The sequence below is a fragment of the Kocuria sp. UBA1838 genome (genome assembly GCF_002338785.1).
GTDB lineage: Bacteria > Actinomycetota > Actinomycetes > Actinomycetales > Micrococcaceae > Kocuria > Kocuria marina.
Window position 1 is genome coordinate 304794 of sequence record NZ_DDIY01000005.1, and the last position, 13917, is coordinate 318710.

A 13917-nucleotide genomic window follows, 5' to 3' on the forward strand; every position below is an offset into this window, starting at 1 on the left:
CCGCACTGCGTCACGCGGAGTGACGGCGCGATAGAGTCGAAGCCGTGACTACCTCGAACGCCTCCCGCACGAACAACCACTGGCCAGACGTGTTGACGAGCTTGTCCCGCGGCGAGGACCTGTCATGGGACCAGTCCTACTGGGCCATGGACAACATCATGGCGGGCGAGGTCCCCGACACCGTGGTCGCGGGCTTCCTCATGGCGCTGCGCACCAAGGGGGAGAGCGTGGCCGAGCTCAACGGTCTCGCGGACGCCATGGTCGCTCACGCCCGCCCCATCTCCGTTCCCGCCCCGGCGCTGGACATCGTGGGCACCGGCGGGGACCGCCTCTCGAGCGTCAACATCTCCACGATGTCCGCCCTGGTGTGCGCGGGCGCGGGGGTGCGGGTCGTGAAGCACGGCAACCGGGCGTCGTCGTCCAAATCGGGATCGGCGGACGTCCTGGAGGCCCTGGGCGTGCAGCTGGACATGCCCGTCGAGCGCGTCCAGCGTGCCGCGCGCGAGGTGGGGATCACCTTCCTGTTCGCGCAGACCTTCCACCCGTCCATGCGCTTCGCGGCCGCCGCACGCAAGGCCCTCGGGGTCGCCACTGCATTCAACTTCCTGGGCCCGATCACCAATCCGGCCAAGGTCAAGGCATCGGCGATCGGTGTCGCGGACGAGGCCCTGGCGCCGCTGATGGCCGGCGTGTTCCAGAACCGTGGCGACCGCGCGCTCGTCTTCCGCGGCGGTGACGGGCTCGACGAGTTGACCGTCACGGCGCCGTCCCGGATCTGGGAGGTGCGGGATGGCCGGACCACCGAGCACACGCTCGAGCCCCTGGACCTGGACATGCCCCGCGCGACGATCGAGGACCTGCGCGGCCAGGACGCCACTTACAACGCGGGTGTGGTGCGCGACGTCCTCGACGGCTCGCCCGGACACGTGCGCAACGCGGTCTTGTTGAATGCCGCGGCCGGCCTCGTGGCCATCGAGGAGAATGCCGAGGATCCGTTCGCAGAGCGTTTCGGGGCCGCGGTCCGGCGTGCAGCGGAGTCCGTGGATTCGGGTGCCGCGCGCGACGTCCTCACGCGCTGGGTCGAGTTCGCGGCCCGCTGACCGCTACTTGGCGGCCGCGCGTCGGCGGCCTATTCGCCTTCCGATGAGCTGACGACGACGCCGCTCGCCCGGGTTCCGGGGGACCGGCGTCGTTCGTTCTACGGTCCGGAAATCAGTCGTCGATGCCCAATGAGAACGCGGCGTCGAGATCGTGCGTGCTGTAGGTGCGGAAGGCGATGTTGGTGTTCGTGGACTCGACACCCTCGACCTTGGACAGCTGATCGGCGATGACGTCCGCGAGCCGTTCGTGCTGGTGGACCCGGACCACGGCGATCAGGTCCCACTCACCGGTCACCGAATAGACCTCGGTCACGCCGCGGATGTCCGAGACCTCCTGGGCGACCTCCGGGATCCGGTCCGACGAGGTCTTGATCAAAACGATGGCAGTGAACATGGGGTTCCTTTCCACGGTGTCACTCCACTGTATCGGTGGGTCGATGGCGCGGCGGGCGTCTCGGAGCGGCCGGTGGCAGGGGAGTCGTGGCCGTATCAGCGACGACGAACTCGGGCCACGCCCGCCAGGACGAGGCGGTAGCCCACCAGGAACACTCCCAGCACCACCAGGCTGACCAGAACGAACGACCACGCCGTGCCATCGCCTGTGAGAACACGGAGGAGCATCCCGACGAGTTCGGTGCTCAGCCATACGACCACGCCAGTGGGCACCACGGCCGCCGGACGACGCGCTCCCCGGACCATGAGCCACCCGATGAGCGTCCCCGCTAGGAAGGGCCATGCGGTGGTGAGCATGCCCAGGACGTCCTCACCGTGGGCTGAGCGCCCGATGGCGGCAAAGACGATCACCAGACCCAGGTCCACGGCCAGGAAAACGGGCCAGGCTCTCGTGGTTCGCTCGGTGGAAGGAGCTGATCGAGGCGATTGCGGGGGAGAGGCCACTGATGTGCGGGAGTCCGATCCGGGACTGGGTTGCGAGCTCATGTCTCTATTTTATGGCGGTGTTTGGAGTGGCTCTTGTCGGCACGTGATTCTGGACGAAGTTTATCGTGAAGGTTCTAGGTTTGAGTTCGAGTCCCACCTGAGACTGGAAGCACACGACCTGCGCTTCGCCCTGCGACGCGTGGTCCTTTTGGGTCATTGTCGGCGCACAGGGGTCATTCACACCTCGAGAGCTCGGACCTCCACCGGTTGGCCGCATGCCGCCGACGCCTTGGCTGCTAGCTCCATGGCGCCCGCCTCGCTCGAGACCTCGACGATCCAGAACCCACCCAACGCCGCACCCGAGCCCACCCGGGGACCAAGGGAGACCACAGGCGCATCACCGGACGCACCCGTGGCGTCCACGGTGTGAGCGGTTTCCGGCGGTGTGAGTCCACCGGCGAGCACCCACTGACCGGAATCCTGCAGATCCTGGTTGAAGGCGGCGACTGCGTCGAAAGCGCGTTGCATGTCGTCCTTGGACTGATATGCCTCGCCGGAGGCCTGGACGCCCGGATCGTGGAAGACGGAGATCATGAACTGGGTCATGGTAGAGCCTTTCGCATTGTGGAATATCTACTACCTTGTCAATTGAGTACCTTGACGCATCGATGGTGGCGCTGTCCGGAGCCATCGGCGGGATGAGGCACCAGGTGCAATCCACGGACGGAATCGGTCGGCTGATGCCCATAGGCCACCATGGAACTCATCATGGCGCAGGATGTTGACCGGGATGTACACCGGCAGGAATTTCATGCCGCACATGTCCCGATTCGTTGATCCATGTCGTCGTGCGGTGCGTCGTGCAGCAGGCAACGTGCCGCATTACGTCCCGTGGTGACTCGTGCCGGGGAGATTCGAGGCTGGGTGTCCACGCGTGGCCACCTGAGGCATCGCAGAGGCCGAATGAGGTTCGCCCCATATAGCGTCGCTGCCGACGTACCCCTATGACCGATAATGTACATTATGTAAAGTAGTCCGAAAGTGGAGTGGCCGGAACGGTCCCTGGGCCTCTCCCGCCGGCACCCTCAGCCCTCGGCCGACCGCAGCGCCCACTCCTTCTTGTGGTGCCCCAGCACCGTCAGGATGATTCCCAGCGCCGGCCATCCGATCGGTGCCCAGATCTCCCCCGCGGGTCGTCGTCGGACAGGGGCACCACGTCCGTGACCCTCACGGTGGGCGGAGTCGCCCCCGTGGCTCCCGGCGTCTGCCCCGCACCCGAGCCACGCTGGGCCTGCACGAAACCCCCGGAGGCAGCGCCCCCACTTTGTCCCGGAGCCCCAGGGCCACCGGGGCCGCGCCGCCGCCCGACGCCATCTTCTGCGGCGCCTGTTGCATCCCCGCGATCACTTGCTGGTCGATCCAGCGCTGCATGTTCGTCTCCACGCCCGTGAGCATCTGGGACGCCACCGGGCTGGCCGCACTCGCCGTGAGGATCTCGGGCTGCTCCCCCAGCACGATCCCGCCGCACACCTCCCGCGACGTGATCCCGTTGACCGCGTCCTCACTGTTGGCCATCGGGTGCAGCTCGAGCAGGTGCTCGGGCATCTTCTGGGTAACAGCATCGACCTGCTCCTGCGAACCGACTACCGCCCCGGGCAGGTTCTCCACCCGGGACGTGGCCGTGGGCCATGCGAAAGCGAGAAGAACGACACACACGTCGCCCGCTCCCCCATCCCCCGCGTGCGCTCGCGCTCCCTGCAGGAGACACACGACGCGTTCGCAGTCGCCGTCGAGTCGCTACTCTCCGGGGTGCTTGCGGCCCCGGCCGACGGCTGACCACGGGCTGGGGACCATGGTCCGTCTCCGACGGCCGGGCCTGACCGTTGTACCGGGGCCCTGCTGCGCGAACGACGATCCGAACCCGCATACTCTGCAGCCGAAGCGGCCCCGCCCGCGCGGCGACGGAGTCGACGTGCCGGAACGCGCACGACCACGGGCGGCCACCCCGGAAGGGTGACCGCCCGTCGTCGTCAATTATTCAAACCGGTCGAGAGGGCGCCGGAGGGCGCGGACCGGCAGGGAGTCAGCGGTTGAGGACCGTGATGGCCTCGTGGGCGCGCTCGGCTCGGACCTGCACCAGGTAGGTGTCCGCGGCCGTGGTGCGCACGGACTTGAAGTCTCGCTTCCCGCCGGTGGCCAGGTGCGCCACGAAACCGAAGATCACGCCCCACACGGCACCGATCACCACGGACCACAGGATGATGGACAGCCAGCCGAACGCCGGGGCGAACAGGCCGAACAGGATGCCGATGAACAGGCCCAGCCACGCGCCGGAACCCAGGCCGGCGAGCGCGGCGCGGCCCTTGGTCAGGCGACCGGTGACGTATTCCTCGGAGCGCAGGCCCTCGCCCACGATCTTGACGGTGGAGACATCGAACTCGCGGTCGGAGAGCGTGTCCACGACGGCCTGGGCCTCGGCGTAATCGGGGAAGCGGGCGATCGTCTCGTATTTAGCGGCAGCGGTCTGGATCTCGTAGGCCATGATTCCCCTCACAATTGGTATGTATGATGCAAACGCCCCGCTTCCACCATATCAACCGGGCTCACGGCATCTAGAGCTCACAGCACCGAGCGGTAGACCTCCAGGGTCTGCTGCGCGATGGACTCCCACGAGAAGTGTTCCTCCGCGCGCGTGCGTCCCGCCTGACCCATGCGGTGAGCGCGGTCGGGGTCGGAGACCACGTCGGTGAGGGCTGCGGCGAAGTCGTCCACGAACTTCTGGGGGTCCAAGGGTGTGCCGGTGCCGTCGGTGACCTGTTCGATCGGGACCAGGCGGCCGGTCTCGCCGTCGACGACGACTTCGGGGATGCCCCCGGTGGCAGTGGCGACCACGGCGGCGCCGCAGGCCATGGCTTCGAGGTTGACGATGCCCAGGGGTTCGTAGACGGAGGGGCACGCGAAGGCGGTGGCGTGGGAGAGGATCTGGATCACGGCGCGGCGGGGCAGCATCTTCTCGATGAGCACCACGCCCTCGCGCTCGGTCTTGAGCTGGTCGATGAGGGCGTTGACCTCGGCGCCGAGCTCGGGGGTGTCAGCGGCGCCGGCGCACAGGACCAGTTGCACCTCGGGCGGCAGCTGCAGAGCGGCGCGCAGGAGGTAGGGCACGCCCTTCTGGCGGGTTACGCGGCCCACGAAGACCACGGAGGGCTTGGTGGGGTCGATGCCGTACTCGTCCAGGACGTCGGTGTTCTCGTCTCGGTCCCACTGGCTGACGTCGATCCCGTTGTGCACGGTGCGTACACGCTGGGGGTCCACGTCCGGGTAGGAGGCGAGGATGTCGCGGCGCATGCCGTCGGACACGGCGATGATCGCGGCAGCGGCCTCGTAGGCGGTCTTCTCCGCGAAGCTGGACACCCGGTACCCGCCGCCGAGCTGTTCGGCCTTCCACGGGCGCAGGGGTTCCAGGGAGTGGGCGGAGAGCACGTGGGGGATGTCGTACATGAGGGAGGACAGGTGCCCACCCATGTTGGCGTACCACGTGTGGGAGTGCACCAGATCCGCGCCCTGGATGTCCCCGATCATGGTGAGGTCCACCCCGAGGGTCTGCACGGCGGCGTTGGCATCGGCCAGTTCACCCGGCACGGGATACGCTTGCACCTGGGCGCCATGGAAGTCCGGGTCCCGGGGTTCGCCGAAGCAGCGGATGTTGAGGTCCACGAGCGGTGCGAGCACGCGGGACAACTCGGCCACGTGCACCCCCGCTCCCCCGTAGATGGTCGGCGGGAACTCTTTGCTCAGGATGTCTACTCGCACACTGCGAGCGTACTGCACGGGGTTGCTCGCACACAGGTGCGCAAAAGTTCGCGAAACTTCCGGCGACACGGTGTTCCGCCTTGCCGAGTGGGACACAATGACGGGGAAGACCAGTCAAAGACGACGCCGTGTTGTGGTCCGCGAGGGCTCTGACTGGCTCGGGAAGTGAGGGGTACGAATGTCACGACACAAGAAAGTCCTTGCCATCGTTCTGGCCGGTGGGGAGGGCAAGCGCCTGATGCCGTTGACGGAGGACCGGGCCAAGCCCGCCGTGCCGTTCGCGGGCGGGTACCGGTTGATCGACTTCGCGCTGTCCAACCTGGTGAACTCGGGGTACCTGCAGATCGTGGTGCTCACCCAGTACAAGTCCCACTCCCTGGACCGGCACCTGTCCGAGACGTGGCGGTTGTCCACGCAGCTGGGCAACTACGTGACCTCGGTGCCCGCGCAGCAGCGCCGCGGCAAGGAATGGTTCCTGGGCTCGGCCAACGCGATCTTCCAGTCCATGAACCTGATCGACGACGCCGATCCGGACATCGTGGTGGTCGTGGGCGCAGACCACGTGTACCGGATGGACTTCTCGGACATGGTGCGCAAGCACATCGAGTCCGGGGCCAAGGCGACCGTGGCCGGGGTGCGTCAGCCCATGGACATGGTCAAGTCCTTCGGTGTGATCGAGACCGACCCGCAGGACCCCACCCGAATCTCCCGGTTCGTGGAGAAGCCGGACTCCACCGCTCCCCTGCCGGACGACCCGAACGCGTTCCTCGCGTCTATGGGCAACTACGTCTTCGACCGGGATGCCCTCGTGGAGGCGCTGCGCGCGGACAACGAGCGCGGGGACACCAACCACGACATGGGCGGGGACATCATGCCCCACTTCGCGGACCGCGGTGAGGCCATGGTCTACGACTTCACCCACAACGACGTCCCGGGTTCCACCGACCGCGACCGCCAGTACTGGCGGGACGTGGGCACCCTGGATTCCTACTACGACTCTCACATGGACCTGATCCGTCCGCTGCCGGTGTTCAACCTCTACAACTACGACTGGCCCATCTACACCCACCAGATCATGGCCCCGCCGGCCAGGACGGTGCGCGGGCCCAACGGTCAGGCCGGCGTGGCCTTCGACTCGATCGTCTCCCCCGGTGTGCTGATCACCGGCGGGCACGTGGGCTCCTCGGTGCTCTCCCCCAAGGTCAAGGTGGAGCACGACGCCCGCGTGACCGAATCGGTGCTCATGCAGAACGTGCAGATCGGCGCCGGGGCCACCGTGCACCGCACCATCCTGGACAAGAACGTGATCGTCCCGCCCGGGTTCACGGTGGGCCTGGACCGGGAGCGCGACCTCGCCCGCGGGCTCACGGTCACGGATTCGGGGTTGACGATCGCGCCCAAGAACTACCGCTTCCAGAACTGAGTCCGGCTCTCGTTCCGTGACACCCACTCGGCGGCCCCGCTCACGCGAGCGGGGCCGCCGTCGTAGGCGCCGAAGAAGGCGCGGTCGGGAGCCCGGGCGGGGACGACGACGCCGTATCGCGCGGTTGCCGACGGCAGCGTCGTCGTCTGCCCGGCACGCCCAGCGGGCCGCAAGCGGGCGCGGGCGGGCGGATGCCTACACTGGGGTCATGGGAGCCAGCTCACTGACCAGAGAAGATGCCATGACGCGCGCGGAGCAGATCCGGGTGGAGGACTACCGGGTCACGGTGGATCTCTCGGGAGCACGGGAGCCGGGCGCCACGACATTCGGTACCGAGGTCACGGTGCGCTTCACCGCGGAGGCCGGTGCGGAGACGTTCATCGACTTCATCCACGACACCGTGAGCGCCGTGGAACTCAACGGCGAGTCGTTGGACGTGGACGACGTCGTGGAGGGCTCGCGGATCCGGTTGCCGGAGCTGGGCACGGCCAATGAGCTGCACGTGGTGGGTCGCGCGCTGTACTCCCGTTCCGGGGAGGGCATGCACCGCTACGTAGACCCCCAGGACGACTCCGTTTACCTTTACACCCAGTACGAGCCCGCCGATTGCCGCCGGGTGTTCCCCGTGTTCGAGCAGCCGGACCTCAAGGCCGTCTACCACTTCACCGTGATCACGCCCCCGGAATGGCTCGCGGCGTCCAACGGGGACCCCACGGGGCAGAACACCACCGACGACTGCGACGTCCCCGGCGCGGTGGCCCACGACTTCGCCCCCACCCAGCGGATCTCGAGCTACATCACCGCCATCCTGGCGGGGCCCTACGCCCGGTTCACCGACGAGTGGTCCGGCACCGACCCCCAGGGCGAGGCCGTGACGATCCCCCTCACGCTGTACTGCCGGCGGGCGCTCGCTGAGTACATGGACACCCAGGAGCTGTTCATGCTCACCAAGCAGGGTCTGGATTTCTTCCCGCGGTTGTTCGCGTTCGCGTACCCGTTCGGGAAGTACGAGCAGGCGTTCGTGCCGGAGTACAACCTGGGGGCCATGGAGAACCCGGGGCTCGTGACGTTCACGGAGGCGTACCTGTTCCCGTCGGGTGCCACGCGGGCGCAGTTGGCGGGGCGGGCGAACACGCTGTTGCACGAGATGTCCCACATGTGGTTCGGGGACCTGGTGACCATGCGGTGGTGGGACGACCTGTGGTTGAAGGAGTCCTTCGCGGAGTTCATGGGCGCGTACGCGTCCGTGCACGCGACCGAGTACACGGACGCGTGGGTCACGTTCGCGCTCGCCCGTAAGGAATGGGCATACCGCCAGGACCAGTTGCCCACCACGCACCCAATCGTCGCGGACATCCCGGACCTGGAGGCTGCACGGCAGAACTTCGACGGCATCACCTACGCCAAGGGCGCCTCCGTGCTCAAGCAGCTCGTAGCGTTCGTGGGTGAGGAAGCGTTCATGGACGCGTGCCGTGCGTACTTCCGCCGGTTCGCGTTCGAGAACACGAGCCTGGACGACTTCCTGGAGGTCCTGGACGAGGCCAGCGATCACGACGTCCGCGCGTGGGCCCAGCAGTGGTTGCACACCACGGGTGTCCCCGTCCTGGAGGTCCGCCTCCCGGGCTCGGTGGACAACGACGCCGAGGCGCCGGGTGCACACGCCACGCACGACGGCGCGGGGTGCGGTGACCCCGCCGCAGGGGGCGGCACCGCGGCGGCGAGCGCCACGCTGACCCAGCGAGCGGCGTCGTTGCGTCCGCACGGGCTGACCGTGGGCCGGTACACGCGGGATGGCGATGCCGTGGTGAACACGGCGCGCACCGAGGTACGGGTGCCGGCCTCGGACACGCCCGTTCCCGTCACGGGTCTAGGCGACGCCCCAAGCAGCGAGGCCCAGGACGGCGAGTCGTTCCTGCTGGTCAACGACACTGACCTCACATACTGCCTGGCCCATCCGGACCCGGAATCGCTTGCGGCCATCACCCGCCTGGTGGGGGCGATCGAGGACCCGCTCGCGCGAGCGGTGGCGCACTCGCAGGTGTGGGCCGCGGTGCGCGACGCCCGGCTGTCCCCGCGGGAGTACGTGTCCATGGCGGCGCGTGAGTGCGGTGCGGAGCGTCACGCGGCGATCCTCACGACCGTGCTGGACCACGCGGGTCAGGCCCTGGGCGAGTACGTGCCCTACCAGTACCGCACCGCCTCGCGGCGTGAATTCCTCGAGGCCCTGCGCAATGCCCTGCTGGCCGCGCAGGCGGGTTCCGATGAGCAGCTGGTACTCGCGCGCGCTTTCGCCCGAGAAGCGGCGCGGGACGGCAGCTACGCCCGTCAGGTGCAGGAGTGGCTCGGGGACGAGGACACGGTGGCCGGTCTGCCCCTGTCCTCCGAGCTGCGCTGGTCCCTTCTCACCGCGCTTACCGCCACGGGTCACGCCACGGTCTCCGAGCTGGAGACCGAACACGCGCAGGATCCCACCCGCGACGGCCGGTTGGGCTACACCCGGGCCGTGGCCGCCATCCGCTCGGACCGGGCCAAGGACGAGGCGTGGCAGCGGATCGTGGCCGGCGAGCTGTCCAACGACGAGCTGAGCGCCACGATCTCCGGCTTCCAGTTGGCGGCCCCTGCCCTGCTGCATCGCTACGAGTCCGAGTACTTCGCCCACTTCGCCGAATGGTGGGGCACCCACTCCATGGAGATCGCGACCCGCATGGTGCGCGGACTGTACCCGCGCGCGATCGAGGTGCGGGCGGCGTCGTCTGACCCGAAGGAACACCCCGTGGTGCGGGAGACCCACGCGTGGTTGGACGCCCACCGGGACGCCCCGGGGGCCCTGCGACGCATCATCATGGAACTCGCGGCGGACGCCGAAAGGGCCGTGGAACTGCAGGTGGCGTGCCTGTCCCGGTGAACCCTGGGGGCCCGCATTCCACCGAGCGGATGAACATCGATGCGTTGGGATCAACGGTTAGCATGTGGTGTGATGCCGCGGCGGAGCACGCGTCGGCGCTATTGCGAGGGAGACCATGAGGGATTACGCGCTCAACGACCGAGGGTCCTTGGACGTCGTCACCGAGAACTTCTACGACACCGAGATCATGCGGGTGTTCGGAGGCCTCTCCGTGGGCCGGGCGCAGACGTGGACCGGGACGGCCGCGCTGGTCCTGGAACCGGACAACCCCTTCGACCCGCGCACCGTATCCGTGCGCGTGGGCGGGAACAAGGTGGCCCACCTCAGTTCCGGGGACGCACACCGTTACTGGCACCCCCTCTCACGCGTGATCGCCTCCGGCTACACCCCCGTGGTCCCGCTGCACCTGGAGGCCGAGTTGCAGCGCCAGGACGGGCAGGCGGAGGTCGCCGCGCGCGCGACGATCGGCATCGCTCCCCCGGACCTGCTGTTCCCCCTCAACACCGCGCCCGCGCAATCGGCCGTGCTGCCCCAGGGCTCCTCGATCAAGGTTTTGGACGAACAGGAGTTCGCCGAGTATCTGCACTCGATCGTGCCAGCTTCCGGTGAGGGCCGCGTGATCCTCACCCTCGAGGTCAACAAGGTCAAGAACTCCCACGGGCTCACCGTCGACACCGTGGACGTGCTCTACGAACGCAAACAGGTGGGTCGGCTCTCTACCCAGATGTCCCAGCAGTTCATCCCGATCATCCACTACGCGTTCGAACAGGATCTGCTCACCGCCGTGTGGGGGACGATTCGTGGTTCCTCGTTCGAGGTGTCCATGACCTTGCAGGCCGCCCGCGCCTCCGAGGTCCCCCAGCAGTGGTTCACGGACCTGCCCAACGACGTCCCCGAGCTGCTGCCGGACGCCGAGGATTTCGAGGTGCCCCCGGCCTACGTGCCCGTGGAATCGGACCGCGGGCGCAACGCCAAGAAATGGCGCCGCGGTTTCAGCGCCGCCCACACCGACGACGACGCCGCTCGCAACCGCCCCGGCGCCCAGACCCGACCTGCGGCACCCGCCCCCGCGCGTGAACCTCGCCGCGCGACCGGCGGGTCCAGTGCGGCCCGGCTGGTGGGCGGACTTACGAGCGGGCTGAAGCCCGTGGTCACCGCGCTCGCCGCGCTCACCATGATCCTTGTACTCGTGAGCATCATCTTGCTGGGTGTGGAACCATTGGCCACGACGCTCGTGTTGATCGTGGCCGTGGCCACCGGATTCATGGCCTTCTACCTGCACAGAACGCTGTAAGGGGTTCTTTCACCCGTATGATTTCTCGCCGCGAACGGTTCCTCCAGATCATCGAAGTGCTCACCAAGCACGGTTTCGGTTTCGCTCTCGGTGGGTTGAAACCGCAGTGGCGGGCCCCCCTGGCGCGCGTGAAACTCATCGATCCGCAGACCATCCACTCCCAGCCCGAACACCTGCGCATGGCCCTGGAGGAACTGGGACCCACGTTCATCAAGCTAGGCCAGCTCGTCTCGACCCGCCCGGACGTGCTGCCCCCCGGCTACGCGGACGAACTGCTCAAGCTCCAGGACGACACCCCACCGATCCCCGTGGAGCAGATCCGGGCCATGATCGAGGCCGAACCGGATTCCCAGGCGGAGGAGATCCTCACGCACATGGACCCCGAGCCCGTGGCCACCGGCTCGATTGGTCAGGCCCACGCCGCCGTGTTCCGGGGACATGAAGTCATCGTCAAGGTCCGCCGCCCCGGCGTGACCGACGAGGTCAATCGCGACCTGGAGATTCTGCAGGACATGTCCTCGTGGGTGGCCCGCTACTGGACCGCCGCCCAGGACTACGACCTCGAGGGGCTCGTGGAGGAGTTCAGCGCCTCCCTGCGGGACGAACTGGACTTCATCCAGGAGGCCCGCAACTCCCAGCGCATGGCCGAGAACTTCATCGGCCACCCGCAGATCCACATCCCCGAGATCTATTGGGAGGCCACGACCTCCCGTGTGCTGACCATGGAGCGGATGTTCGGGGTCAAGATCAACGACTACGACGCTCTCGAGGCCGAGGGCGTCAACCGTCACCTGCTGGCCAAGGAGGCCACGGACGCGATCTGCAAAATGGTGTTCGAGGACGGGTTCTTCCACGCGGATCCTCACCCCGGCAACTTGTTCGTGGAGCCGGACGGGCGGATCGCGCTCATCGACTTCGGGATGGTCGGCAACCTCAGTGAGGAGTTCCGGGACCACCTGATCACCCTGCTGCTCGGCGTCGTGCAGAACAACCCGCGCCGTGCCGCGACCGGACTGCTGGGCTTGACCGACAGCGGCCAGCACGACATCTCCAAGAGGGACCTGGAACGCGACGTCTCCGTGATGATGCGCCGCTACGCCAACAAACCGCTCGAAGAGGTGCGGGTGGGCGAGCTCATGGCGGATCTGATCTCCGTGCTGCGCCACCACAAGCTGCAGCTCCCGCGCGAGTCCGCCTTGCTGCTGCGCATGCTCGTCACCGCCGAGTCCATGGGTACCGGCCTGGACCCCGGCTTCGACCTGGTCTCGGCCGTGCAGCCCTACGCGGAGCGGTTCATCATCAACCGGCTCTCCCCGGACATGCTGTTCAACCGGTTGCGCTCCACGATTGAAGAAGCCGTGCAAATGGGCGTGGACGTGCCCGAGTACGTGCGCCGCTTCCTGGTGGTGCTCGAACGCGGCGGCTTCGACGTCCACCTGCGCACGGACGAGCTGGATCCCCTGGTCAAGAGCGGCGCCAAGATCGGCCACCAGGTCGTGGCCGGCGGCGTGATCGCCGCGACCATCAATGGCACCGCGCACATCATCGCCTCGGACCCCGAGCGGTGGAAGAAGTACCACACGCCGTTGATCGTGGGTGGGATGTCCACGGTAGCGGCACTCAGCGGCTATCTCGCCGTGTCCTCCAACACGGAACGCGTCCGCCACGTGGTGCGGGTGCTGCGCGGGAACAAGTCCAAGCGCACCGTGCGTTGAGCACGGACGTGGTCCACGAGGCTCCACCGGGCGGTCAGTCCTGCTCCCGCCCGTTATATGCCCTCGACGAGGATGAGTCAGCCGTTTGCTCCGACAGGGCCTGGGCTCGCGCCGCATCCAGGCACGCTTGACTGAACGGAAGCGACCCTCCGTTCGCGAAGTCCCGTAAGTGCTCGTTGGCAGGGACTTGGACGTGGCTCACGTAGTACAGGCCAGGAACGCGCTTCGCTACTGTCGCATAAGCGACCCCAGGTTGTTTGAGGTTCGCGACCACCGCGCGGATTCCGGCCACGGAACCCGGGGCCACCAACAGCTCCAGCAAGCGTGCATCGATCGTCTTGACCGCCTGGCCGTCCTGGATGAACTCGTAATAGGGCCCGTGGTACCCGTCTATGTACCGCAGGCGGGCCGTCGGATGACCAGCCATGAAACACGCAACATCCCCGAGGTCGATCAAGACATCCGTGAGGTGCTCCAACAGACCCAGGACCATGACGTGCTTCGTCATGGTTGCCGACCTGCGCCGACTGACGCGCTTCGGGGCCTCGGCCCGAACCTCAATCTCGAATGCTGACGGGCCCAGCTGGCCGATAGAGAAGTCCTGGTTCCACCCAGAGATAATCCCCCTGGCGTCCCCGAGCAACTGCTGGGCCAGCAATTGCAAACCCGTGAAACTTTCGCGCAACGGTGACTGCGGCAAGGCCAGCTGTCTCCCGTCGCCATCCCGGTAGGTGACGGTAACGATCACACGGGCCTTGGGGGGGACGGTGCCCAGATAGTTGCGTGCC

General features: G+C 67.3%; 12 protein-coding genes. 5 read left to right on the top strand and 7 right to left on the bottom strand.

From position 1 onward, the window contains the following. Positions 1 to 44 precede the first annotated feature (44 nt). Positions 45 to 1100 (top strand): anthranilate phosphoribosyltransferase, encoded by a 1056-nt coding sequence (gene trpD, locus B3I25_RS03175; protein ID WP_286737779.1) that lies wholly within the window; start codon positions 45 to 47, stop codon positions 1098 to 1100. A gap of 112 nt (positions 1101 to 1212) precedes the next feature. Here trpD and B3I25_RS03180 read toward each other — a convergent pair whose 3' ends face one another. From B3I25_RS03180 to glgA, 6 genes are all read right to left on the bottom strand, one after another. After that, entirely contained in the window at positions 1213 to 1494 is a 282-nt protein-coding gene (locus B3I25_RS03180; protein WP_155384267.1) for an Lrp/AsnC family transcriptional regulator, read from the bottom strand. Positions 1495 to 1589: 95 nt separating this feature from the next. Further along, positions 1590 to 2039 (bottom strand): DUF3054 domain-containing protein, encoded by a 450-nt coding sequence (locus B3I25_RS03185; RefSeq protein WP_286737780.1) that lies wholly within the window; start codon positions 2037 to 2039, stop codon positions 1590 to 1592. Positions 2040 to 2216: 177 nt separating this feature from the next. Further along, a complete protein-coding gene (locus B3I25_RS03190; protein ID WP_144996666.1) occupies positions 2217 to 2585 on the bottom strand; it encodes a YciI family protein in 369 nt (122 codons plus the stop codon). 621 nt (positions 2586 to 3206) lie between these two features. Continuing rightward, positions 3207 to 3695, bottom strand: coding sequence for a hypothetical protein (locus tag B3I25_RS03195; protein ID WP_085106052.1), 489 nt, complete (start codon positions 3693 to 3695; stop codon positions 3207 to 3209). Positions 3696 to 4062: 367 nt separating this feature from the next. Further along, complete coding sequence (locus B3I25_RS03200) at positions 4063 to 4521, bottom strand: general stress protein (protein WP_064845191.1); 459 nt, start codon at positions 4519 to 4521, stop codon at positions 4063 to 4065. 77 nt (positions 4522 to 4598) lie between these two features. Continuing rightward, positions 4599 to 5792, bottom strand: coding sequence for a glycogen synthase (gene glgA, locus B3I25_RS03205; RefSeq protein ID WP_064845206.1), 1194 nt, complete (start codon positions 5790 to 5792; stop codon positions 4599 to 4601). Positions 5793 to 5970: 178 nt separating this feature from the next. Between glgA and glgC the strand changes: the two genes are divergently transcribed. The 4 genes from glgC to B3I25_RS03225 all read left to right on the top strand — a co-directional run bounded on the left by glgC (position 5971) and on the right by B3I25_RS03225 (position 13129). Continuing rightward, positions 5971 to 7215 (top strand): glucose-1-phosphate adenylyltransferase, encoded by a 1245-nt coding sequence (glgC, locus tag B3I25_RS03210; RefSeq protein WP_144931875.1) that lies wholly within the window; start codon positions 5971 to 5973, stop codon positions 7213 to 7215. Between the two features lie 208 nt (positions 7216 to 7423). Beyond that, on the top strand, positions 7424 to 10120 hold the full coding sequence (pepN, locus tag B3I25_RS03215; RefSeq protein WP_286737782.1) for an aminopeptidase N: 2697 nt from the start codon (positions 7424 to 7426) through the stop codon (positions 10118 to 10120). Between the two features lie 115 nt (positions 10121 to 10235). After that, a complete protein-coding gene (locus B3I25_RS03220; RefSeq protein WP_286737783.1) occupies positions 10236 to 11414 on the top strand; it encodes a hypothetical protein in 1179 nt (392 codons plus the stop codon). A 17-nt stretch (positions 11415 to 11431) separates the two neighbouring features. Then, positions 11432 to 13129 (top strand): ABC1 kinase family protein, encoded by a 1698-nt coding sequence (locus B3I25_RS03225; RefSeq protein ID WP_286737784.1) that lies wholly within the window; start codon positions 11432 to 11434, stop codon positions 13127 to 13129. 34 nt (positions 13130 to 13163) lie between these two features. Here B3I25_RS03225 and B3I25_RS03230 read toward each other — a convergent pair. Continuing rightward, positions 13164 to 13917 (bottom strand): hypothetical protein (locus B3I25_RS03230; RefSeq protein ID WP_286737785.1); only part of this gene is annotated, 754 nt, incomplete at its 5' end.

Excerpts from the sequence above, each read along its gene's own strand:
- B3I25_RS03180 (WP_155384267.1), bottom strand. The coding sequence starts at position 1,494 with ATGTTCACTGCCATCGTTTTGATCAAGACCTCGTCGGACCGGATCCCG.
- B3I25_RS03185 (WP_286737780.1), bottom strand. The coding sequence starts at position 2,039 with ATGAGCTCGCAACCCAGTCCCGGATCGGACTCCCGCACATCAGTGGCC.
- B3I25_RS03190 (WP_144996666.1), bottom strand. The coding sequence starts at position 2,585 with ATGACCCAGTTCATGATCTCCGTCTTCCACGATCCGGGCGTCCAGGCC.
- B3I25_RS03200 (WP_064845191.1), bottom strand. The coding sequence starts at position 4,521 with ATGGCCTACGAGATCCAGACCGCTGCCGCTAAATACGAGACGATCGCC.
- glgC (WP_144931875.1), top strand. The coding sequence starts at position 5,971 with ATGTCACGACACAAGAAAGTCCTTGCCATCGTTCTGGCCGGTGGGGAG.
- pepN (WP_286737782.1), top strand. The coding sequence starts at position 7,424 with ATGGGAGCCAGCTCACTGACCAGAGAAGATGCCATGACGCGCGCGGAG.
- B3I25_RS03220 (WP_286737783.1), top strand. The coding sequence starts at position 10,236 with ATGAGGGATTACGCGCTCAACGACCGAGGGTCCTTGGACGTCGTCACC.
- B3I25_RS03225 (WP_286737784.1), top strand. The coding sequence starts at position 11,432 with ATGATTTCTCGCCGCGAACGGTTCCTCCAGATCATCGAAGTGCTCACC.